The following is a 24,235-nucleotide window of genomic DNA, read 5'->3' on the forward strand; positions in this document are numbered from 1 at the left end:
AAAATGTTTAAAAAATTTATACAAAGACCCGTACTCTCAACGGTAATATCTGTTATTATCGTTATTTTAGGTGTTTTAGGCCTAATTGAGTTACCGATTTCTCAATATCCGGATATTGCCCCTCCAACGGTAAACGTGGCAGCAAGTTATACCGGAGCCAATGCGGATGTGGTACTGAAAAGTATCGTAATTCCGTTAGAGGAGCAAATTAATGGTGTAGAAAACATGACGTACATGACTTCTACAGCGACCAATGATGGAAATGCCTCTATTAAAATTTTCTTTAAAGTAGGTACCAATCCTGACTTAGCAGCGGTAAACGTTCAAAACAGGGTTTCAAGAGCTACAAGTTTACTTCCTGTTGAGGTAACTCAGGCAGGGGTTACAGTAACGAAAAGCCAGAGTAGTAACTTATTGATTTTCTCTTTATATAGTGATGATAAAGCATACGATCAAACGTTTCTTCAAAACTATGCAAAAATCAACCTTGTACCACAAATTCAGCGTGTAGTTGGGGTGGGAGATGTAACCGTTTTTGGTGCAAAAGATTACTCGATGAGAATCTGGTTAAAACCAGATGTAATGCAGCAATACAAATTGATTCCGAGTGATATTTCGGCTGCTTTAGCAGAACAGAATATCGAAGCTGCACCAGGTAAATTTGGTGAAAACGGAAATCAAGCGTTTCAATATGTAATTAAATACAAAGGACGTTTAACAAGTGCTCAAGAATTTGAAAATATCATTATAAAATCTGTTGGAAATGGACAGATGTTGAGACTTAAAGATGTTGCTAAAGTAGAATTAGGATCTTTAAGTTATTCTTCAACCATTAAAACAAATGGTGTAGAATCGGCTGCGATGGCAATCAGCCAGACTCCTGGATCTAATGCACGTGACGTAATCATCAATTCTAAAAAGCTGATTGAAGAAGCAGCGAAAAGTTTCCCTAAAGGGATGAAGTACACTATTATGGTGGACGTTAACGAAAACCTAGATGCTTCTATTGAGAAAGTAATTCACACTTTGGTTGAAGCCTTTATATTAGTTTTCATCGTAGTATTTATTTTCCTTCAAGATTTTAGATCGACATTAATTCCAGCAATTGCAGTTCCAGTTGCGATTGTAGGTACGTTCTTCTTCCTGAATTTATTCGGATTTACGATTAACCTTTTGACGCTTTTTGCGATGGTTCTCGCCATTGGTATTGTCGTCGATGATGCGATTGTAGTCGTGGAGGCGGTACACGCCAAACTCGACGACGGATATAAATCGGCTAAGAAAGCGACAATTCACGCGATGGACGAAATTTCTGGAGCGATTATTTCGATTACTTTGGTAATGGCTGCCGTATTTATTCCGGTAACCTTTATTACAGGATCTACGGGAGTTTTCTACAAGCAGTTTGGTATTACACTGGCTGTTGCGATTATCCTTTCGGCGGTGAACGCCTTGACTTTGAGTCCTGCTTTGTGCGCGCTTTTACTAAAACCACACGCAGACGATCATAAACATAAAAGTTTTTTACAGCGTTTTTATACTTCTTTCAACGTTGCGTTTGATAACGTTACACAAAGATACAAGCGTTCGGTAAGTTTCCTTTCTGTGAAAAAATGGATTGCATTGGCTTCTATTATAATTGCTGGTGTAGCATTAGTTTATATGATGAAGACTACTCCTTCGGCTTTCGTTCCTTCGGAAGATCAGGGGACTGTTTTCGCCAACATTAGTTTGCCACCGTCAGCTTCTATGGAACGTTCGGATATTATGGCTAAAAAAGTTGATAGTATTGCGAAAACCATTCCGGGAGTTAAAAATACCCTTCGTATCGTTGGACAAAACTTTACCGCTGGAGCAGGTAGTGCGTACAGTATGGTTATCGTGAAATTATATCCTTGGGATCAGCGTGATCTTAGTGTTGATGATGTAATCCGACAACTTTTCGCTAAAACAAGCGGTATTCGCGAGGCAAGTATCTTCTTTATTTCACCTCCAACCATTCAAGGTTTTGGTCAAAGTGGTGGATTCGAATTCCAATTGCAAGATAAAGGAGGACATACAACTGCTGAGTTTTATAAAGTAAATAATGAATTCCTTGCAAAATTAGCAGAACGTCCAGAAATACAATATGCGACAACTCCATTTAACCCTGGATTCCCGCAGTATATGATGGATATTAATTTAGCGAAAGCGAAAGATGCTGGAGTTTCTGTAAATACGATTCTTTCGACAATGCAAGGATATTATGGTGGATTGTATGCTTCTAACTTCAATAAATTCGGAAAACAATACCGTGTAATGGTTCAGGCTTCTCCAGAATTTAGAGCAAATACACAGGGATTAAATAAAATCTTTGTTCGTAATAGTGCTGGAAATATGGCACCAATTACAGAGTTCGTAAAAATGACAAGAGTGTTTGGTCCAGAATCGATTTCTAGATTTAACTTATTTACGTCAATTTCGATTACAGGAGCGCCAAAACCAGGATACAGTTCTGGAGATGCAATTAAAGCAATTCAAGAAGTGGCAGCAGAAAATCTTCCTGCAGGTTATGGTTATGAGTTCTCAGGTTTAACACGTGAGGAGTTAGCTTCTGGAGGTGAAACGATATTCATTTTCGTATTGTGTTTGGTTTTCGTTTACTTCTTATTAAGTGCACAGTACGAAAGTTATATTTTACCATTTGCTGTATTATTATCGATTCCGTTTGGATTGGCAGGAGCTTATTTATTCTCGATTGTTTTCAAATTGAATAGTAATATCTACTTACAGATTTCTTTAATCATGTTGATTGGACTTCTGGCCAAGAATGGTATTTTGATTGTCGAATTTGCTTTGGATAGAAGACGTAAAGGTCTTCCGGTTGTACAAGCAGCAATCGAAGGAGCAGTAGCACGTTTACGTCCTATTTTGATGACTTCTTTCGCCTTTATTCTCGGACTTGTTCCGTTGATGTTTGCTTCTGGTGCAGGTGCTGTTGGTAACAAATCGATTGGTACTGGAGCTGTTGGAGGTATGTTAATCGGAACTATTTTAGGAGTATTCGTGATTCCGGTTCTGTTTATCATTTTCCAGAATTTACAGGAAAAAATCAGCGGACCAGCAAAAGAAGGTTATGATGATGAAGATGACGATGAAGACGAAATTCATTTAATAGAAGCTCACAAAGAGTAAAATTTAATTACAACAAAGATGACGAATAGTTCAAATAAATATATTTTATTGGTGATAACAGCCGCACTAATTAGTGCGTGCTCTGTTACCAAGAAATACGAACGTCCCACAACATTAAAAACAGATCAGTTGTATCGTGATCAGTCTTCTACAGATTCGACTACAATTGCAGATATGCCTTGGCAGAGTGTTTTTAAAGATGAAAAATTGAATGCATTAATTCAAAAAGGTTTAGAGCAAAATCTTAATTTGAAAAATGCGATTGAGAATATTGTACAGGCAAGAGCTTCTTTGCGTCAAAGTAAACTAGCATATTATCCAACTTTACAATTGGATGCAAGTGCAACGCATAACAAACAATCTCAAGCAGGTTTAAACTTTCCAGCAGGAATTAATATCAATACTTTGACGACTACTTATAAATTAGGAGTTAGTACGTCTTGGGAATTGGATATCTGGGGAAAATTGAGCAGTTCTAAAAGAGCAGCTTTAGCGACTTATTTAGCAACTGATGCTGCAAAACAAGCCGTTCAGACCCAATTGATTTCTGATATTGCTAATAATTACTTCATGCTTCTGGCTTACGATAAATCGTTAAAAATCACGCAGGAAACATTAGAAAGCCGAATCAAAAATGTAGAAACAATTAAAGCTTTAAAAGAAGGTGCAATTGTGACAGGAGCAGCGGTTGTTCAAAGTGAAGCCAATCAACATGCAGCCGAAGTTTTAATTCCGGATTTAAAACAAAATATCCGTGAAACTGAAAATGCTTTGAATATCTTATTAGGACAAGCGCCAGGACCGATTGATAGAGGTGAATTAGGGGCACAGATTATTCCTGAAAATATTGCTGTTGGTATGCCAGCTCAATTGTTACAAAATCGTCCTGATGTTCGTCAGGCAGAATTTAATTTCAGAGTTGCTTTTGAATCTACAAATTTGGCTAAGACTTATTTTTATCCAAGTTTGACGCTTACAGCAAGTACAGGATTTTCAAATTTAGAATTAAATGACTTTTTTAGTCACTCTATTTTTTATTCAATTATTGGAGGTTTAACGCAGCCAATTTTTAATCAAGGGTTGAATAAAATGAGATTGACAACAGCTCAATCACAACAATTACAAGCTTATAATAATTTCCAGCAAAGCCTTTTAGTAGCAGGACAGGAAGTATCAAATGCTTTGTATTCTTACGAAATGGCTGTTGAAAAAGAAGATTCTAGACAAAAACAAATTGAAGCTTTAGAAAAGGCGGTTGATTTTACACAACAGCTTTTAGAATACAGTTCAGCTACTAATTATACTGATGTATTGACTTCTGAGCAAAATCTTTTGGCAGCACAATTGAGCGGAATTAACGACAATCTTCAAAAATTGCAAGCAGTGGTTAATTTATACAGAGCTTTAGGTGGAGGATGGAAATAAAAAACTAGAATTTAGAAAAAATAGTCGTTTGTCGGAAAAATTATACCTTTCGTCTAATAAATTAAAAAGTAATAGGGAATTGGATATACCTTTGAAACGGTTAAAAATAATTAAAGTCTATTAAGTTCCACTATGATCATAATTGTTTTGATCGATCGCTTAATTTAAATAAAAACATGACTAAGAAACGCCTCAGAAATGGGGCGTTTTTTTTTGAAATGTATGTCGGTTGAAAAGTACTATTCGTCGATTAGTTTTAAGGTTCTGTATAATGAATGCGACTGCGTTAAATATTGGCATTACTTTAGATTCATATCTACTAAAATTAATATTTAAATCTAAAAGACATGAAAAAGTTAGTATTCGCCTCAGTGCTTTTTATGAGTGTATTTTTTGCTCATGCGCAAGTTTCGATTAATGTAAATATTGGAACTCCTCCAAATTGGGGACCACAAGGTTACGATGACAGCAGATATTATTACTTGCCAGATATCGATGTATATTATGATGTAAATCAAAGCGTATTTATCTACGATAACGGAGGAAAATGGATTCGTGAAAAAAGACTTCCTTCAAGATACAGAAACTATGATTTGTATTCAGGTTACAAAGTGGTTTTGACCGATTATAGAGGAGATTCTCCTTATAGTTATCATACAAATCACAGAAAAGCTTATCCGCAAGGTTATGTTGGAAAACCTCAAAAAAACAGAGGAGAAAAACCGGTAAAAAGCAATAACGGAAAAGGAAAACAAAAATCGGATAGTAGAAACAACAACAAAAATTACAACTCCAAACAACAGTCAAACAAAGACCACGATCATAACGGCAAATACCGTTAATTCTTGAACATTGACTAAACGAAAATGCCTCCAATTTGGAGGCATTTTTTATGAGTACGACGCGAGCGATAAAGAACAGGTGAAGCAATTACACTGATTTTTTACAAAATAGATTTTTTATAATTAGTAGAAATTAGTGTAATTCATGTCTAAAAGTATAAAAGGAATTGCCTCCAACTTTAGCTGAAGGTTGATAGATTATGGATTTAAGGGCTTTAGCCGAACTAAGCGTAAAGTTTGGCTAAAGCCTTTTTGCTTCCTATAAATAAAAAACCTCCAGCTAAAGCTGGAGGCAATTGATATTTAAATATTTTAAATCAAAATTAATTTGTGCCAATTAGTGCAATTTGTGGCAAAAAAATCTTTTTAATCCAAATAATCTGTGGCTGAAAAACTATTCAGTGACTGTTTTTACTTTGTGACCAAAAGCTCCGAAAGAAAGAATTATAAGGAAACAAACCAAAGGAATAATATATCCTGATTGAATGTCATCATGATTCATATCAATCAAAGTTCCCATTCCGTAAGGAATAATCGCTCCACCAACAATTGACATTACTAGCCAAGAAGAACCTGTTTCTGTATTCGATTTTAGGCCTTTAATTCCTAAAGAGAAAATAGTTGGGAACATAATTGACATAAAGAACCCGATTCCTCCAAGTGCGTAAATAACCACGATTCCTGAACCGTAAATAGCAACTAAACAAAGTACAGCACTCATGATGCAATAAATTGATAATAAAACGTAATCTTTTACAAAACGTAAAAAGAAAGTCCCAATAAAACGTCCGGCCATAAAAAGGAAACCATAGATTCCTAAGTAATATCCAGCTGTTTTTTCATCTAATCCTGCACCTTGCTGTGCAATTCTAATAAAGAAACTCGTAATACAAACCTGTGCACCAACATAGAAAAATTGTGCTACAACTCCCCAGCTTAAGTGTCTAAATCTTAAAACAGAGAAAAATCCTGGTTTAATTTCAGCTTCAGCATGAGTGGCTTTCATTGAAGGCAATTGTACAAAATAAAATATAATAGCTACTAAAACCAAAATACTTCCTAACACGATATAAGGCATTTTAACAGAAGCTGCTTCGCCTAAAAGATAAGCCGCTTTTTCAGCCTCAGGCATTGCTGCCATTTGTTCTGGCGTATGGTTTGTTCCTGAAAGAATAAACAACGATCCTACAATTGGAGCAACCATCGCTGCTAATCCATTAAAAGAAGCCGCTAAATTTAATCTCTTTGAAGAAGATTCTGCAGGTCCTAAAATTGCAGCATATGGATTTGCACTGGTTTCTAATATGGTCAAACCACATCCGATTACGAATAAGGCAAATAAAAATAATTCGTAAGTTCTTGTATTTGCTGCTGGTACAAACAAAAATGCTCCTGCTGCAAAAACTAATAATCCAGTAATAATACTATTCTTGTATCCAAATCTTTTGATAAGCATCCCTGCAGGAATTGCCATAATAAAATAAGCAAAGAATACAGAAGTATCGATTAGTGTAGATTGACGATTGTTTAATTCACACGCTTTTTTCAAGTGTGGAATCAAAACAGAATCAAGATTATGGGCCATTCCCCAAAGGAAAAATAGGCAGGTAACAAGAATAAAAGGCAAAAGATATTGTTTTTGATTTCCGCCTTCTGTCGGCACGTTGTGTTGATCGCCAGCTTGGTTTGTAATTTGCATTAGTTGATAGTTTTTTTAGGTTATTTTTTGAAGTGACTAAGGTACTAAGTTGCTAAGGTTCTAAGTTTTTTCTTAGCGACTTTGTGTCTTTGCGAGAAATCAAAAAGCAAACTTAGAATGATTTCGCAAAGTGACTTAAGGGCACAGCTTTTTGTTTTGCTACAAAGTAGATAAAACTTAGTGCCTTAGAATCTTAGCATCTTAGGACCTTTTCTTGACAAATAAAAGGTGATCACAAACAAGAACTACCTCTCCACGTTGGTTAATGATTTCTACATGTTCTGTGACAGCGCCCAATTCGGGATTTTTTGCTTCGCCTTTTTCAGAAATAGTGATTTCAGAATGAATGGTATCGCCAATGTGAACAGGTTTTACAAAACGCATTCTGTCATAACCTCTTGAAAAAGCTTCTGGATTTATTTCTGATGCAGTCAAACCAATTCCAATACTGAAAACCATGGTTCCGTGTGCAATTCTTTGTCCGAAAGGTTGTGTTTTACACCATTCTTCGTCCATATGGTGAGGAAAGAAATCTCCCGTATGTCCGGCGTGAACTACAAAATCAGTTTCTGTTATTGTCCTGCCTACGGTTACTCGTTTATCGTCGATGGTATAATCTTCGAAAAAAGTCGATTTAAAATACATAATTTAGATACTTTTTATTCGTCAGCTCTTTCAAATAAATATCAAAATGATCTTTATTTTGAAGAGGACTAAAATTTGTTTTTTTTTGGTTTTGAAATATAGTGTTTTAATTACACTTCATCAAAATAAATTCCGCCATTTTTACTGCTCGCATAACAAGCTTCTACAACTTTCATTGTTCCTAAAACATCTTGAACACTAGCAGATAATATGGCGTCAGAACCTTCTTTATAACGCATTAGATTGGACATTGCGCCAATAAAAGCTTCTGGAAACCATGAACCTTCTAGTTTAACTTCTGTCCATTCGTATTCCTTTTCATTATCTTTTTTTGGCAGAGCATACTCAAAAACGTCCGGAAGACCGTCAGGATAATTCATCAATAAGCCCATTTTTGCTTTAACGGCACCTTTTGTTCCTTCCCATTTAATGTAACTTTCCTCGTGTTTTGGCCCAAAATGATGATCGTGATTCGTATTGATCACAACATGTTTATCTTCGCCATAATCTAAAATAATCGTAGATCTGCTCGACGATAATTTTTTAAGCGGATGTTTAGCCGTTTTAGCCATAACGCTTTTCGGATTTCCTAAGAAAGAACGAATACAATCAATGTAATGAACGCTATGAAAAAGAATTTCCAATCTTGGATGTTCTTTAATTAAAGGAAATAATTCCCAAGGCGTATTTACAGTTACTTTAAATTCTAAATCGTATAATTCGCCAATAATACCTTGATCAATCAAATATCTAGCTGCGCTTACAAACGAAGCAAAACGAAGTTGGAAGTTTATAGCAGCAACCAGATTTTTTCTTTCGCATACTTCTACAATTTCGCGAGCTTGCGCTAAGTCATTTCCCATTGGTTTCTGAATCAAAACCGCAGCGCCGTCTGGCAATTGCTCCAAAATTTCGATGTATTGATCAGGTAAAACCGTAATATCGTAAACGGCGTTTGAAGGCGCATTTTTAACCGCATCGGCAACACTTTCAAAAACATGATCGATTTTGAATTCTTTTTGTAAATCGTATGCTTTTGAAATTGTTCTATTGGTAATACCAAAAACTTTAAAACCAGCCATTTCATAAGCAGGAAGATGCGCGTCTTTTACGATGCCACTTGCGCCGATAATGATGATTGGCTGTTCTGTTTCGGGTAATAAAGGTTTGTATGGAATATTCATATTTATTCTATTTTTTGAATATTAATCTGTGTTTCTTCTAATAATTGTGCCGAAGGAATATCGCTATTAATGGCTTTTAAAACCATGTGATCAATAAATTCGCAAACCTTTGGCCAAATTGGGGTTTGTGGCAAAGTCAAAGCATTTTCGTGCAGCATTTCCAATTTATGATAAAACGGAATCAAGTTATTGATTTCTTCATCTTTCCAAGTTGATTTTCTACAGCCAATTCCACCTTCTTTTGTCAACAATTTGTCGCTTTCGGCAGTTGTGGCAAAACGCAGAAAATCGTAAGCCAATTTTTTATGTTTACTTCCAGAACCAATTGTATACAACCAATACACATTCAAAGAAGCCGTTTTATGATTTGGATCGGATGGAAGGGAAGTAATATCAATTTTGCCTTTTATTTTCGATTCTTCAATTACTTGCGCCATCGAAGCAAATCCGAACCAATTGATTGCCATTGCAGCTTGTCCATCGGCGAAAGCCAAACCGGCTTCAACCGAACCAAAGTCTTTCGATTTTGGATGAACAGCATCTTTATTAGTTACTATTTTTCTATAGAAATCCAAAGCTTGAATTCCAGCTTCACTATAAATTGAAATTTGATTTTTATTATTAATCAGAGAACCTCCGCGTGTCCATAATTGCAAACAAAAGTCAAAAACCATATTATGTCCGTCTGGATAATTCGCAAAAATAGTTCCGTATAGATTTTCTTCCGGTCTATTGAAAAAAGTGGCTATTTCAGTGAATTCTTTCCAAGTTTTTGGTGTAGAAAGTTCGTAACCAAATTGCTTTTTGAAGTTCTCTTTTTCGGTTTCGTTTTCGAATAAATCTTTTCTGTAAATCAGACATTCTGGACCGTCATGAAAAGGAAGTCCGTATGTTCCATTATCCAGTTTTTGTAAATGAAGAAGCGATTTATGCCAACCATAAGGATAATTTTCTGGAGGATTTTCTGCAATAAAAGGATATAAATCTTGAACCGCTTTTTCGTGTACAGCATCAAAAATCCAATCGGTGTTGATGTGTGCAATATCCCATTTTCCTTCTTTTAAACCTTTTTTAGAAATCGTGGTTTCATACAATTCATGAAGTTCCATCGGAATCATTTCGGCTTCAATTTGAATATTGTTTTGAAGACAAAAAGCATCCCACAACTTTTGCAATGTACTTTCGAAGGGATCGAATTTTCGAACGGCGATTCTAATTTTATCCATTTTAGCAGTCTATAAATTCTTTAATAATGCGTTCGTTATCTTGACCTAATTTTGGAGAACCTTTTTCAGAGGTCAAATATTCGCCGTCAATTTTTATTGGACAACGCGTTGTTTTATACGTATAACCATCCAGCATTTCTACTTGTTGCATGAAATTCAAAATTTTAAAACCATCTTCTTCAAAAAGCTGTTGATAGTTTAAAACTCCAGCACACCAAATGTCAGCAGGTTCTAAAATATCCAACCAAAATTGTGTTTCCTGTGTTTGCAAATGCTCAGCCAAGATGTTTTTGATGTCGTCTCTAAGCGTAAATTTATTTTCAGGAAATTGCAATAAAGCATCGCATTTCAGCAAAGAAGCCAAAACAGGAATGGAACCCATTGCTAAGGCTAAATAACCGTTTTTGGTTTTGTAAATTCCGTATGGTGCACCCAAATAAGCGTGTGCATTATTGGTTTTGGTTCTAACAGGTAATTCGCCACCATCATTGAAATAGGTCGTAATAGTTTCAAATTGAAAATCAAATGCCGATTCCAACATGCTGACTTGAATTTGCGCTCCAATATTATGCGTTGCTTTTCGATATAAAGCAGCTAAAATTCCTTGTGCCAAATGCGCTCCTGCAAGCATGTCTACAATCGACAATCCCATCGGAACAGGACCATCCTCTTGATTACCGCTGAGCCAAGTTAAAGCCGTTAAAGATTGTAAAAGCAAATCCTGACCCGGTAAATCTTTCAAATCTGGATGTTCTCCAAAACCTGAAATGGATCCATAAATTACATTTGGATTAATGTTTTTCACGTCCTCATAACTCAAACCAATGCGTTCCATAACTCCAGGTCTGAAATTATGCATGACAACATCGGCTTTGGCCAATAATTTTTTTAATTTTTGAAGTTCTTCAGGTTGTTTAAAATCAATCGCAAAAGATTCTTTGTTTCTGTTGATGGTATGAAAAACAGACGATTCGCCGTTCATAATCAAATCAGAAGTATATAAGGTTCTGCAGATATCTCCCGTTCCCGGTTTTTCAATTTTTATCACACGCGCACCTAAATCGGCCAATCGTAAACTGGCTGAAGGCCCCGAAAGAAACTGACTGAAATCTACAATTAAATAATCTTCTAATGGTTTCATATTATGTTTAACCGTTTAACAGGTTATATGTTTAATCGTTTTATTCAATAATTAAAAATCTAATTTGATCTGCTCAAATCTTTTTAATCCCGATAGCTATCGGGAGCGTGAAATCCTTTTTTTGAGCATAGATTTTTTACGCAGATTTACACAGATTAAAGCAGATTAAAGCAGATTTATACAGATTTATACAGATTTAATTCAAATTATTGAATGAACTCTTCTTGTATTCTTAAATTATCCTGACCAACTTTTGGCGCTGCTTTTTCGCTAAGCAGAATCTCACCATCCAATTGAATCGGACTTCTTGTTGTAACCAACGTTTCTCCTTCTGTATTTTTTACAGTTTGTTTTAACTGTAATTCATTCACAAAAGGCTGATTGTCCAGTTCTTCATAATTGAAAACTTTTCCGCACCAAATGCCTTCTTTCTGTAAAATTTCAATCCAATAATCAGAAGTTTGAGTTTGAATTCTTTCGCTCAAAATCGTTCTGATTTCATCTCGTTTTTCAAACCACAAATGCTTATCCGCGAAAGCGTTTAAATCCAATCCTAATGTTTTTCCGATAAAAATCAAATCGCCCATCGCAAGAGACAAATAACCGTCTTGCGTTTGGTAAATTCCGTAAGGCGCACTTAAAAAAGCATGCGCACTTCCTTTTATATCACCACGTTCAGGCAATTGACCGCCATCATTTAAGAAAGAAGTAATCGCTTCAAATTGTACATCTAAAATCGATTCTAATAAACTCACTTCAACCAAAACTCCTTTTTTGGTTTTGGCTCTTTTTAAAAGTGCTGCTAAAATTCCTTGTACAAAATGATTCCCGCACATTAAGTCGGCAACTGCCAATCCAAACGGAACTGGCCCTTGACTTTTGCGTCCGCTTAACCAGCTTAAACCAGAAAGCGATTGCAACAATAAATCCTGCCCCGGTTTTTTAGCCCACGGACCTTCATTTCCGTAACCTGTAATCGTTCCGTAAATAATTTGCGGATTTATAGAAAGCGTATTTTCAAAATCCAAACCGATTTTTTCCATCACACCAGGTCTGAAATTATGCGTCATAATATCAGCCTTTTCGATTAGTTTTTTAATCAAAACCAAATCGTCTGGATTTTTTAAATCGGCTGCAAAAGATTCTTTATTTCTGTTTATTGTATGAAAAAGCAAACTGCTGTCGTCTACAAATAAATCTTTGATACTTAATTGTCTGCAAGCTTCACCTTTTATGGGACGCTCGATTTTGATGACGCGCGCGCCCAAATCGGCTAGTTTTAAACCAGCGGATGGTCCAGCCAAAAACTGACAGAATTCCAGAACAATTAGTCCTTCTAAAGGTCTCATACAGTCTGGATTTTTAAAGATTCTGCGTAAAGTCCATTCATTTCTTCTAATACTTTCAATTCGTCTCCGCCATTCATCAAATAATTACGAACCACATCACCTGCGTGATCTTGGAAATACATATGTCCGTAATATCTCGGACGAAGGAAAGCGCGTTCTAAAGCTGGTAACGTATTTTTGAAATAATCGTGCGTTACACCATTAATTCTCTCGCTTTTCCAAGCTTGTAAATGTCCTGGCTGACCGCCGTTATCCGTATAAATATTTTGCTGTACTTGTGATGAACATGTAAATTCAGCATATTTTATTGCCGTTTCAGTATGTTCGCTGAATGAAGAAACAGCTAATCCTGTTCCGCCCAAAGAAGAAATCATTGGATTATCATTCAAACTTACTAAATCATAAAAATGTAAAAGTTTATTGCTGTAACCACTTCTAGAATAGTTAGAATAACCGTAAGCGAAAGGGCAGTAGGCAATTTCATCAGAATTTACCATTGCCTCATAAACCTGAATTGGATTTCGGTTAAAGTTAGCCGGATCAATCAATTGCGCCAGTTCTCTAAACATTTGAAGCGCTTTTTTTCCTGTAGTTTCAGAAATCACTTTTTCTTCAGAAAGAAAAGGAGCTTCTCCCAAACTACAGCAAAACATGTAAAAACTCATTAAAACATCTACCGGAATTCCTGCGAAAGCGACTAAACCTTTTTTCGCTAAAGCCAATAAATCATCATATGTTTTAGGAACTTCTAAGTTGTTTTTTTCTAAAAGATCCAAGCGGGCAGAAGCAACTGGAGTTGCCGCATCAATAGGAAGTGCCCATAATTTATCGTGAAAAACGTAACTTCCGTATGATTTTCCAACGGTATTAATTTCTTGATCTTTAATATATTCGTTTGATAAATAATCAGATAAAGGAAGAATTGCTTTGGTTTGCGCTCCAAAACCTGTCCAAGGATGATCGATTACCAATAAATCAAATCTTTTGGCTAAGTCTTCGATTGAAGCATCGGCAAATTCTTGTAAACTTCTCTTTTCCCAAGAAATTTCAACTTCAGGATGTAGTTCTGTAAAACGTTGAGATGTGGCAACCATTGGAAGCAAACCTCTTGTGTGATTCCAAGTTATACCTTTTAATTTTATCATTTTTATATAGGAATTTTTGGTAATGTAATCGATTGTATTAATAAATGTAGAAAATACAATTACAAAAGTAGGAATAAGATTGATATGAACAAGAAATCGTTTTCTTTTTAAGAAATCTTTTTTACATAAATCGATAATTAGTGATATTATTTTTACAAACTGTCTAAAAAATGTTATAAAATTTTAAAGTTTGGTCACTTTTATAAGAGTTAAATGAAATATATCTCGAATATTAATTTTTTAAAAGTATTTTTGTAATTGTGATTTTTACATTTATTAATTTTGATGCAGCTTTTTTTGGCAAATTTTGAAATTGATATATGTTTGAAAATCTTAAAAATAAACTAACAATTAAAAATATACGATTATGAAATTAATACGTTTTGGAGAAATCGGAAAAGAAAAACCAGGAGTTTTAATTGGAGAAAAAAGATACGATGTTTCTTCGATTGTAACCGATTTTAACGAAAGTTTCTTTGAAGAAAATGGATTGGAGAAATTACAAAAAGCCTTAGAAAGCAATCCGACTTTGCCAGAAGTTGATGCTTCGGTACGTTTGGGTTCGCCTGTGGCAAGACCTTCAAAAATTATTTGTATTGGATTGAATTACATCGATCACTGTAAAGAAACCAATGCTCCGATTCCAATAGAACCTATTATTTTCTTTAAATCAACGACTTCTTTGTGTGGTCCAGATGATGATTTGATTATTCCAAAAAACAGTGAAAAAACAGATTGGGAAGTTGAATTGGCTTTCATCGTTGGAAAAAAAGCGAGTTATGTGGAAGAAGCTGAAGCATTAGATTATGTTGCTGGTTATGCTTTGTTGAATGATTATAGCGAAAGAGCTTTTCAATTAGAGCGTGGCGGACAATGGGCAAAAGGAAAAGGAAGCGACACTTTTGCGCCTCTTGGACCGTTTTTGGCAACGAAAGACGAAATTGCAGATGTTGATAATTTAAAAATGTGGCTGACAGTAAACGGTAAAAAATACCAAGACAGCAACACGTTGAATTTAGTTTTCAAAATTCCTTATTTGGTGCATTATTTAAGTCAATTTATGACATTGCTTCCTGGCGATATTATTAGTACAGGAACGCCTCCGGGAGTTGGTTTAGGTATCAAACCAGATCCGATTTACATTAAAGCGGGAGATGTTGTAGAATTAGGAATTGAAGGTTTAGGAACGAGCAAACAGAAAGCTGTAGCGTATCAAAAATAAAAATTAAGAAAGTATAAAATGAAATATATTGTTTGCGAAAAACCGCAGGAATTTCTATTAAAAGAAACGAATATTCCAGAACCAAAAGAAGGTGAAGTTTTATTGAAAATTAAAAGAATCGGAATCTGCGGAACTGATATTCACGCTTTTGGCGGAACGCAGCCTTATTTTGAATATCCTAGAATTTTAGGTCACGAATTGGCTGCAGAATATGTAAAAGGAAATGCTGAAGGTTTTAAACCAGGAGATAAAGTAACTTTTATTCCGTATTTTAACTGTGGAAAATGTGTTGCGTGCAGAAATGGATTGACAAATTGCTGTGTCAATATTAAAGTTTTTGGAGTGCATATTGATGGCGGAATGGCTGAATATGTTTCTATTCCAGAGCAATATTTATTGCACGGTCAAGGTTTGGATTATGATGAATTGGCTTTGGTTGAACCTTTGGCAATTGCAGCGCACGGCGTTAGAAGAGCGGCTGTAAAAGCTACAGATACCGTTTTGGTAATGGGAGCAGGACCAATCGGAATTGGTTTGATTCAGTTTGCTAAAATCGCTGGTGCAAAAGTGATCGTAATGGATATCAACGATTACAGATTGAATTTCTGTAAAGAGCAATTGCAAGCAGATGAAACAATCAATCCTTTGAATGATGACGTTGCGGCAAAATTGGCTGAATTGACTAACGGAGATATGGCAAACGTAGTAATTGATGCGACTGGAAATCAGAAAGTGATGAACAGTGCTTTCAATTATATTTCGCATGGCGGAAGATTTGTTTTGGTTGGACTTCAAAAAAACGAATTAAGTTTTAGTCATCCTGATTTCCACAAAAGAGAATCGACTTTGATGAGCAGTAGAAATGCAACCATTGAAGATTTCGAATATGTAATGAAATGTTTGAAAGAAGGAAAAATCGATCCGAAAAAATATATCACTCATAGAACAAGTTTTTCTGAAATGATTAATGATTTCAGGAATCTAATTGATCCTAAAAATAATGTGATCAAAGCGTTGATTGAAATTGAGTAGATCTTATAGAAACCTAACAGGTTTTCAAAACCTGTTAGGTTTTATTAAACGTTACGATTTTTTTTTAAACACATAGAAACATAGATTTTTTGTTTTGCGAAAGAGAATTGAAAGAAACTAGTTTCTAACACATAGTTAAAGCTTACGAAACCTGACAGGTTTTTAAAACCTGTCAGGTTTAACTATATAAGATTAGATAACTTTAAATAACCACAAAAATGGATTTAAACTTAAAAAATAAAATTGTTGTCGTTTCTGGTTCGGCTGGAAAAGAAGGCAGTATCGGAGAAACAATCGTTAACAGATTGGCGGATGAAGGCGCGATTCCGGTTTTGGTTGACCGAAATGCAAGAGGTTTTGAATATGTAGAAAGACTTCAAAAAAGAGGCGTTAATTCTTTATTCGTACAAACAGATGTAACAGATCCTGTTGCAATAGAAAACGCAGTAAAAGTAATCGGAGCGAAATACGGTAGAATCGATGCCATAATCAATAATGTCGGAGTAAATGACGGAGCAGGATTAGATTCTAGCTATGAAGATTTCATGAATTCTTTGAAATTGAATGTGGTAAGTTATTTTCTTTTAGCGAAATATTCGTTGCCGTTTTTGAAAGAATCAAAAGGGAATATTTTAAATATTGGTTCAAAAGTCGCTTTAACAGGACAAGGTGGAACTTCAGGTTACGCTGCTGCAAAAGGTGGAGTTTTAGGCTTGACAAGAGAATGGGCGGTAGATTTGATCCAGTTTGGAATTCGTTCGAATGCGATTATTATTGCTGAAAGCTATACGCCAGCTTACGAAGATTGGATTAAAACATTGCCAGACGGTCAAACGGTTTTGAATAAAATCAATAAAAGCATTCCGCTAGAAAGCAGAATGACTAAAACAGAAGAAATTGCAGATACAGCACTTTTCATCATTTCAGAAAAATCATCGCATACTACAGGACAATTTGTTTTTGTGGATGGAGGTTACGTACATTTAGACCGCGCATTAATCAGCGATGTTAACTAAGAAATTATGAGTAAAAGAATTGATTCCCATCAGCATTTTTGGAAGTTTGATCCCGTTAGAGACAGCTGGATTGATGAAACGATGCAAAATATTCAGAGAGATTTTCTTCCTGAAGATTTACATCCAATTTTAAAAGAAAATCAATTTGAAGGTTGTGTGGCTGTTCAAGCAAGTCAGTCTGAAGAAGAAACAAGTTTTTTATTGGATTTAGCATCAAAAAATGATTTTATAAAAGGTGTTGTCGGCTGGATAGATTTAAGAAATGAAAATATCGAAGAGCGTTTACAATTCTTTTCCAATCAAAAAAAACTAAAAGGTTTTAGACACGTTGTTCAAGGTGAACCAAACGATTTTATGTTTGGAGAAGCTTTTAGAAACGGAATACAAGCTTTAAAATCATTTGATTATACGTACGATATTTTGATTTTCGAACGTCAATTACCAGCTGCAATTAGTTTGGTAAAAGATTTTCCAAATCAGCGATTTGTGATTGATCATATTGCAAAACCAGATATCAAATCAGGAAGTATTGATTCTTGGAAAAAAGGCATCGAAGAAATCGCAAAATATGACAACGTTTACTGCAAAATCTCAGGAATGGTCACAGAAGCAGACTGGAAAAACTGGAAACCAGAAGATTTAAAACCATACTTGGATGTAATCTTTGAAAACTTCTCAACAGATAAATTAATGTACGGATCAGATTGGCCGGTTTTAAACGTAGCTTCTAATTATAATGAAGTGGTGAAAACTTTAGAAGATTATATTGCTAAATTTTCGATTGAGGATCAGAATAAGATTTGGTTTGAGAATGCAATTTCATTTTACAATCTGAATGATTAGTATTTAATTTTGTAAGCTTCAGAGAAGCGAAATATTTATAGCAAGAAATACCCGTTTACAATATAAAGCTCCAGCGGAGCGACATATTTTTTATAATTATATGTCGCTCCGCTGGAGCTTTTTTTATTATTTGTTGCTAATATTCTATAAATATTTTGCTCCGCTGGAGCACTAAAAAAGTTTGAATTTTGAGTTTTTAGAATTTATTTGTTTTTTTTTAGTCAAAATGACAAATGACACGATCAGACATAGTCCATGGTTTCAACCATGGGGAGACAAAGATTGGAAAACGTTGCGTTCCCATGGTTGAAACCATGGGCTATGTTTTCAAAATGACAAAAAAAATAGCCACAGATTAAAGGATTTCATGAATTTTTTTAAATCCTTTTAATCCTGTAATCTGTGGCTAAAAATTTTAGAGCTAATATTTTACTTCTTCAAAACATCCGCATTAGGCGCCCATTTTTTCTGCCATTCTGGATATTTCTTCAAAGCTTTTTCAGGTTTATCCGTATACCAAGCGTAACCCGTTCTTCGTTCACGACTTACTTCTGCGAGTGAATACAAAAACTCGCTGTCGCGATCACTGAATAAAGGCCTGTGAGTTTTTAATTCATAATAACGCGTCCAAATCGGAGGTGCTGATGGATCATTTACAACTCTCACATCATTTTTGATTTTCTTGTATTTAGAATCCATTTCTGGAGCTTCAAAACTTTCAACTCTTGTGTTGTAAATTTTAGAATCTTGAAACCATTTTACAGCACTTTGCACCGCATTAATAACTTTTTGATTCGGATTATTAATGTCCATTAAAAACAAAACAATATCAACGCTTTCTGCATTACAGATGCTTGGCGGTTCAAACTTACGCGCCCAAGCAGGTTGAAGCGTTATTTCGTCATGCTGTTGGCACCATGCTGTCAGTTGTCCATTGTCTTTAATCTGCATTTCTAAAATACATTCCAAACCCTTTTCGTAAGACTTCGCTACTTTTTTTCTGGTTTTGACATCAATAAAAGCATAATCTGGATCATTGTTTACAATCTTTTTAAAGAGATTCATGATTCCCATATAAGCTCCATCATTAAAAGTAATATGACGGCTGTAGCCTTTTTCTAAAGGAAAATATTGTGGCCAGCCACCATTTGAATATTGCGCTTTTAAAGTAAAATTAATTCCGCGTAGACAGCCATCTTTATATTTAGAATCTTTTGTAAGCGTGTAAACTTGCGCTAAATAATGAATGTGTGTGTAAGTTGTTTCATTATCAAAAGTCGTATGTTCAATGTATTTTGTTTTAACGACACTATCAATCTGTTGTGGCGTCAAGATGGCTTTCATATCATAATTCTTCGGCCATCCACCATTATCACGTTGGAAATACAGAATATTATCGGCGATTTTAGCATAATCCGTTTCAGCATATTTCGGCTGATTTGGGATTGGATTTATGATATTGGTTTTGTCTTTAATAAAATACCAATGATTGGTGCCGTCTGTAAAAGGTTTTGTACTGATTTCATTTGATTGTGCATTCGAACATACAAATGAAAGTGTACAAAAAGCTGATAAAAGCAATTTTGAACTCATCGCGGAATTTACTTTGAACATATCAATTCAGATTTTAGAATTTTACCGCTTTCTTAGGAACATCTTTTCCAACCGTAGTCGTTTTAGATAAACCACTTAAATCGACATTTTTAGTTACTCCACCGTTAATTGTAATGGTATTTGCAGAAGTAGGTTTAAATTCTACATTCTTTAGAGAAAGGTTTTGAGCATTGTAAATCTCAAATGCATTTTTAGCTTGTACATCTAGTTTTACATTTTCAATTTTGATTTTATTAGCATCAATAATAGAAAAGCCTTTTTCTGCTGTAGCCGTTAGGTTTGAAATTTCTATATTTTCTAAATTCATTTCAGGAAGACCTTGTAAAAAGACAGCTTGCTGAGCACCTTTAATGGTAATGTTTTTAATTGAAATATTTTTAAATTGAGGGGTTTCAACTGTAACAGGCATTGCTTTGTTAACGATTTTATCTCCACCTTCTTCTAAAGTTTCAGCAATAGATTTTCCTCCATAATACAAATTGAAAGAAATAGCTTGAGAAGGAATATCAGTCATAAAAACATCAGAAATAAAGATATTTTCTACAACACCACCTCTTCCTCGGGCACTTTTAAAACGTAAACCAACATCAGTTCCCATAAAAGTACAGTTTGAAACGTGAAGGTTTTTTACACCACCAGACATTTCGCTGCCAACTGTTACACCACCGTGACCGTGGTATACGATATTGTTTCTCACAATAATATTTTCGCATGGAACACCTCTTTCGCGTCCATCTTTGTCTTTTCCAGATTTGATACAGATGGCATCATCTCCCACATCAAAACTTGAGTTTTCAACCAATACATTTTTGCAACATTCCACATCAAGACCATCTCCATTTTGAGAATACCAAGGGTTACGTACTGTTGTATTTCTCACAATTAAATCTTCGACCATAAAAGGGTGTATGTTCCAAGCAGGTGAATTTTGAAAAACAGGACCGTCAAATAAAACTCTTTTACTGTTTTGAATACTCACCATTACAGGGCGAAGAAAATCATGAATCGTTTCAAATTCTTCTTTTGTTTTCAAATCAGGACGAACATTTTGATCGGCACCTTTAGAAGCATTCATAAAAGTCTCAGATGGATACCAGCTCGTTTTCTCTTTATTTAAAACACCGCCTTGAGATATTACTTTTTTCCACTGGCTTTCTGTCAATTTACCTTTTTTAACCTGTCTCCAAACTTCTCCAGAGCCATCCCAAACACCATTTCCGGTAAAAGCAATGTTTTCAAGGTTTTTACCATAAATAGGAGAGATACATCTCCATGTATTTAATCCTTCAAAGTTGGTTTCTATAAGCGGATAAAGTGATTTATCAGTAGAGAATTTAATCAAAGCGCCTCTTTCAGCATGCAATTCGATATTGCTTTTTAGAATGATTGGGCCCGTAAGCCAGATTCCTGGAGGAATTATCACTTTTCCGCCACCTTTTTTTGAAACAGCATCAATGGCATCTGCAAATGCTTTTGTATTTAATACATATCCGCCATTTACTGCTCCAAAATCTTTAATGTTTACAGTGTTATTAGGAATAACAGGTTCATTAATTTTAGACATAGTAAACTCGACATTGTAGTCATTTGCTTTTTGGGCGGTAATTGGATTACAGAAACTCAATGCCAAAACGCTTAGGGCTGTGCAAAAAAAGTTAGTTAAGTTAGTTTTCATTCTAATTCTATTTTGGTTATTTTTTTAATGATAGTTGATGTAAAGTCAATTTTTAATTTGAAGTTTTTTTATTTGATGAATAATTTTTTCAATAAATAACAATAAATTAATAATGTAATCGATTACACAAATCTATTAAAAAAATATTACGAAACTATAATTTTGATTAAATTATAACAGATTTTTTATGAAATTGATTTTTTTACCAATTAGTTGGAATCAAAAAGATAAATTAATTTTTGCTAAAGAAGTTTTTAATATCATCAAAAAACGTTCTATGTCTAAAGAATACAGGAGGGTACAGGATGGTCGTAATTTTATGTTCCTTTATATTAGACGAATTATTTGGTAAAAGTGTTAAAAATACATTTATTTGTAAAATAAATACTCTTTTAATTAAATGCCTCGTAATTTTATTCCAAGAAAAAAATCAAAAATCTAAATAATGCGTTTAAATTCAGTTACTAAAATATTCGTTGTCTTTTTGTTAATCCTCACTTCATTTTCGATGAGTGCCGCTGAAATCTGGGTTTCTCCAAAAGGAAATGACAAAAATTCGGGAACAAAAGAAAGTCCACTGGCAACAGTTCATATGGCAATGAGAAAAGCCAGAGAACTTCGTCGTTTAAAAGATGCATCAGTAAAAGACGGAATTAGAATTATAGTAATGAACGGAACGTATTACTTAAACGAACCTTTGTTTGTAAGACCTGAAGATTCTGGAACAGCAGAAAGCCCGACTACAATTGAAGCCGATGCAAATGCAAAACCAATAATCAGCGGCGGAATTGAAATCAAAAACTGGACAAAATCAACTACTGTTATCAACGGACTTAAAAAAGGTGCTGTTTGGGTAGCTGATGCTCCAAAAAAAGCAGGAAGCATTATCGATTACAGACAATTATGGGTTAATGGTAAAAAAGCTGTAAGAGCCAAAAATACTGCTGGAACCACAATGGAACGTATTTTATCATGGAATCACGAAGAGCAAACGTGTTGGATTCCGTTTAAAGATAAATCTGTTAAGTATGAACCGGGAATGGAAATGTTTATTGTACAATGGTGGTCGAATGCCAACTTGCGTATCAAAAATATTGAAGTAAAAAAAGACAGTGCAAAACTTTCGTTTGAAGAACCAGAAAGCCGTATTCAAAGCGAACATCCTTGGCCTGCACCGTGGATTTCTAAAAACAATGGAAACTCTGCTTACTTCTTAAACAATGCTTTTTCACTTTTAAACGAACCTGGAGAATGGTATTTAGACAAGAAAAATGCTAAAATCTATTATATTCCAAGAGCTGGTGAAGAGATTAATTCAGTAACAATTACTGCTCCAGTTTTAGAAAATTTGGTTGAAGTAAAAGGAACAATCGATTCTCCTGTGCATCATTTCAGATTTAAAGGAATTTCGTTTCAATACAGCAACTGGCTTCGTCCTTCGCAGCAAGGTCACGTGCCGTTGCAATCAGGTTTGTATTTGTTAGACGCTTATAAATTGAAACAGCCGGGAACTCCAAATCAGGCGAATCTAGAAAATCAAGCTTGGGTTGGAAGACCTCGTGCAGCAGTTGAAGTCAATTATTCGAATAATATTCAGTTTGAATCCTGCCGTTTTGAGCATTTGGCTTCGACTGGTTTGGATTTAAATAAAGGAACAAATCACAATACAATAAAAGGAAATTTATTTAAAGATATTGGCGGAAGCGCTATTAATGTTGGGATTTTTTCGGAAGAAGCTTTTGAAGCGCATTTGCCTTTAATCATAAAAGATGAAAGAGAAATGTGTTCTGATGAAATAATTGCTGATAACTTAATAACAAACGTAACCAATGAAGATTGGGGAACTTTAGGAATCAGCGCTGGTTTTGTTCGAAATATTACGATTGAACACAACGAAATTTCAGATGTATCGTATTCTGGAATGGCAATGGGATGGGGTTGGACACACACGCCAAACGTGATGCAGAACAACAAAATTTTAGGAAATAAAATTCATCATTACGCAAAACATTTACACGATGTAGCTGGAATCTACACGCTTTCTGCACAGCCAGGAAGCCGAATTGAAGAAAATTATATTGACAAGGTTTACAACAGTCCGTATGCACACGACCCGTTTTTATGGTTGTATTTGTATACCGATGAAGGTTCTGAAGGTTTTACGATTAAAAATAACTGGATTGCTGAAAAGAAAATCTTAAAAAATCATAACGGTCCAAAAGGAAATATCTGGGAACACAACGATCCGTATGTAAGCACAAAAATTAAAGATGATGCCGGAATTAGAGCGCCTTACAAAGATTTAGAAAAAGAAGTTGTAATCGACGAAAAATGGGGATTGCAGGAAATGCCAAAACCATACGCAATCGAATTGATAGGTTCTGATTTTGACATCGAAAAAATCAAATCGACTTTGACAGGATTCAGAATTGTGGGGCAGGAATTGTACCAATGGAAAAATCATTTGGTGATTTACGGAAAAATGAATCAGCCGGAAAGAACAAAACGAAAACTGGCAGGAGCTTTTCCTTCTTTAGAAATTAAAATCTATGAAGATTTAGTTTACGATTTCCAAAACTTCGAAAGATGTAAAGATTCTAAACCAGCATCAGATTGGGAAAATATTGTTTTAACTGCGAATCTTCCTGCCGATGAAAAACTGCAGAAAGAATATGTAGAATATCACAAAACGCAATTTGAGAAATGGCCAGAAGTTGCAAAAGGTTTCTGTAACGCCGATTTTCAGCAATTGCAAGTTTTCAAAAAAGACAGACAACTAATCTTGGTAATCAGTATTCCGAAAGGTGAAAATCTGGATAAACTAAATCCGAAAACAACACAAAATAATCCTCGCGTAGACGACTGGAATGCTTTAATGAAAAAATACCAAAGCGGAATCGATGGCACAAAACCAGATGAAACTTGGATTTTCTTAAACAAAGTAGAAGTAGAAGCAAAAAAATAAAAGATAGCCACGAATTCACGAATTTTCTTTTTTAAAAT

Annotated in this window: 17 protein-coding genes; 8 read left to right on the forward strand and 9 right to left on the reverse strand. The window is 34.9% G+C overall.

Translation table 11 applies throughout. The features are described 5' to 3' along the window. Positions 1 to 3: 3 nt before the first annotated feature. The 3 genes from NQQ59_RS14060 (at position 4) to NQQ59_RS14070 (ending at position 5,441) form a co-directional block, all read left to right on the forward strand. On the forward strand, positions 4 to 3,174 hold the full coding sequence (locus NQQ59_RS14060; RefSeq protein WP_144219528.1) for an efflux RND transporter permease subunit: 3,171 nt from the start codon (positions 4 to 6) through the stop codon (positions 3,172 to 3,174). Between the two features lie 18 nt (positions 3,175 to 3,192). Continuing rightward, complete coding sequence (locus NQQ59_RS14065; protein WP_144219529.1) at positions 3,193 to 4,599, forward strand: efflux transporter outer membrane subunit; 1,407 nt, start codon at positions 3,193 to 3,195, stop codon at positions 4,597 to 4,599. Between the two features lie 347 nt (positions 4,600 to 4,946). Further along, positions 4,947 to 5,441: a hypothetical protein gene (locus tag NQQ59_RS14070; RefSeq protein ID WP_144219530.1), complete on the forward strand. Its 495-nt coding sequence runs from the start codon at positions 4,947 to 4,949 to the stop codon at positions 5,439 to 5,441. A gap of 394 nt (positions 5,442 to 5,835) precedes the next feature. Here NQQ59_RS14070 and fucP read toward each other — a convergent pair whose 3' ends face one another. From fucP to NQQ59_RS14105, 7 genes are all read right to left on the reverse strand, one after another. Then, positions 5,836 to 7,140: an L-fucose:H+ symporter permease gene (gene fucP, locus NQQ59_RS14075; RefSeq protein ID WP_144219531.1), complete on the reverse strand. Its 1,305-nt coding sequence runs from the start codon at positions 7,138 to 7,140 to the stop codon at positions 5,836 to 5,838. 201 nt (positions 7,141 to 7,341) lie between these two features. Continuing rightward, on the reverse strand, positions 7,342 to 7,785 hold the full coding sequence (locus NQQ59_RS14080) for a MaoC/PaaZ C-terminal domain-containing protein (protein ID WP_144219532.1): 444 nt from the start codon (positions 7,783 to 7,785) through the stop codon (positions 7,342 to 7,344). 110 nt (positions 7,786 to 7,895) lie between these two features. Next, on the reverse strand, positions 7,896 to 8,969 hold the full coding sequence (locus tag NQQ59_RS14085; protein WP_144219533.1) for a Gfo/Idh/MocA family protein: 1,074 nt from the start codon (positions 8,967 to 8,969) through the stop codon (positions 7,896 to 7,898). A 2-nt stretch (positions 8,970 to 8,971) separates the two neighbouring features. Continuing rightward, positions 8,972 to 10,195, reverse strand: coding sequence for an extracellular solute-binding protein (locus NQQ59_RS14090; RefSeq protein WP_144219534.1), 1,224 nt, complete (start codon positions 10,193 to 10,195; stop codon positions 8,972 to 8,974). Between the two features lies 1 nt (position 10,196). Then, positions 10,197 to 11,336: a CaiB/BaiF CoA transferase family protein gene (locus NQQ59_RS14095; RefSeq protein ID WP_144219535.1), complete on the reverse strand. Its 1,140-nt coding sequence runs from the start codon at positions 11,334 to 11,336 to the stop codon at positions 10,197 to 10,199. Between the two features lie 206 nt (positions 11,337 to 11,542). Further along, the gene (locus NQQ59_RS14100) at positions 11,543 to 12,685 is read right to left on the reverse strand and encodes a CaiB/BaiF CoA transferase family protein (protein WP_144219536.1); all 1,143 of its coding nucleotides are present in this window, start codon (positions 12,683 to 12,685) and stop codon (positions 11,543 to 11,545) included. Continuing rightward, on the reverse strand, positions 12,682 to 13,830 hold the full coding sequence (locus tag NQQ59_RS14105) for an ABC transporter substrate-binding protein (protein WP_144219537.1): 1,149 nt from the start codon (positions 13,828 to 13,830) through the stop codon (positions 12,682 to 12,684). The genes NQQ59_RS14100 and NQQ59_RS14105 overlap by 4 nt, the downstream gene beginning before the upstream one ends. A 367-nt stretch (positions 13,831 to 14,197) precedes the next feature. Between NQQ59_RS14105 and NQQ59_RS14110 the strand changes: the two genes are divergently transcribed. The 4 genes from NQQ59_RS14110 (at position 14,198) to NQQ59_RS14125 (ending at position 17,943) form a co-directional block, all read left to right on the forward strand. Beyond that, positions 14,198 to 15,052, forward strand: a complete 855-nt coding sequence (locus NQQ59_RS14110) for a fumarylacetoacetate hydrolase family protein (protein WP_144219538.1) — start codon at positions 14,198 to 14,200, stop codon at positions 15,050 to 15,052. Positions 15,053 to 15,070: 18 nt separating this feature from the next. After that, positions 15,071 to 16,084: a zinc-binding alcohol dehydrogenase family protein gene (locus NQQ59_RS14115; protein ID WP_144219539.1), complete on the forward strand. Its 1,014-nt coding sequence runs from the start codon at positions 15,071 to 15,073 to the stop codon at positions 16,082 to 16,084. A gap of 218 nt (positions 16,085 to 16,302) precedes the next feature. Further along, on the forward strand, positions 16,303 to 17,100 hold the full coding sequence (locus NQQ59_RS14120; protein WP_144219540.1) for an SDR family oxidoreductase: 798 nt from the start codon (positions 16,303 to 16,305) through the stop codon (positions 17,098 to 17,100). Between the two features lie 6 nt (positions 17,101 to 17,106). Next, positions 17,107 to 17,943, forward strand: coding sequence for an amidohydrolase family protein (locus NQQ59_RS14125; RefSeq protein ID WP_144219541.1), 837 nt, complete (start codon positions 17,107 to 17,109; stop codon positions 17,941 to 17,943). Between the two features lie 429 nt (positions 17,944 to 18,372). On the opposite strand, the gene pelA is transcribed toward NQQ59_RS14125, so the two are convergent. Together pelA and NQQ59_RS14135 are read right to left on the reverse strand one after the other, a co-directional pair. Further along, the gene (gene pelA / locus NQQ59_RS14130) at positions 18,373 to 19,557 is read right to left on the reverse strand and encodes a pectate lyase (protein WP_222104896.1); all 1,185 of its coding nucleotides are present in this window, start codon (positions 19,555 to 19,557) and stop codon (positions 18,373 to 18,375) included. A gap of 13 nt (positions 19,558 to 19,570) precedes the next feature. Beyond that, positions 19,571 to 21,232, reverse strand: coding sequence for a glycoside hydrolase family 28 protein (locus NQQ59_RS14135; RefSeq protein ID WP_144219542.1), 1,662 nt, complete (start codon positions 21,230 to 21,232; stop codon positions 19,571 to 19,573). Positions 21,233 to 21,677: 445 nt separating this feature from the next. On the opposite strand from NQQ59_RS14135, the gene NQQ59_RS14140 reads away from it, so the two are divergent. Next, positions 21,678 to 24,197 carry an L-rhamnose mutarotase gene (locus NQQ59_RS14140; RefSeq protein ID WP_144219543.1) on the forward strand — a complete coding sequence of 840 codons (2,520 nt, stop codon included), beginning with the start codon at positions 21,678 to 21,680 and terminating at the stop codon, positions 24,195 to 24,197. Positions 24,198 to 24,235 lie beyond the last annotated feature (38 nt).

The organism is Flavobacterium panacis (genome assembly GCF_024649945.1).
GTDB lineage: Bacteria > Bacteroidota > Bacteroidia > Flavobacteriales > Flavobacteriaceae > Flavobacterium > Flavobacterium panacis.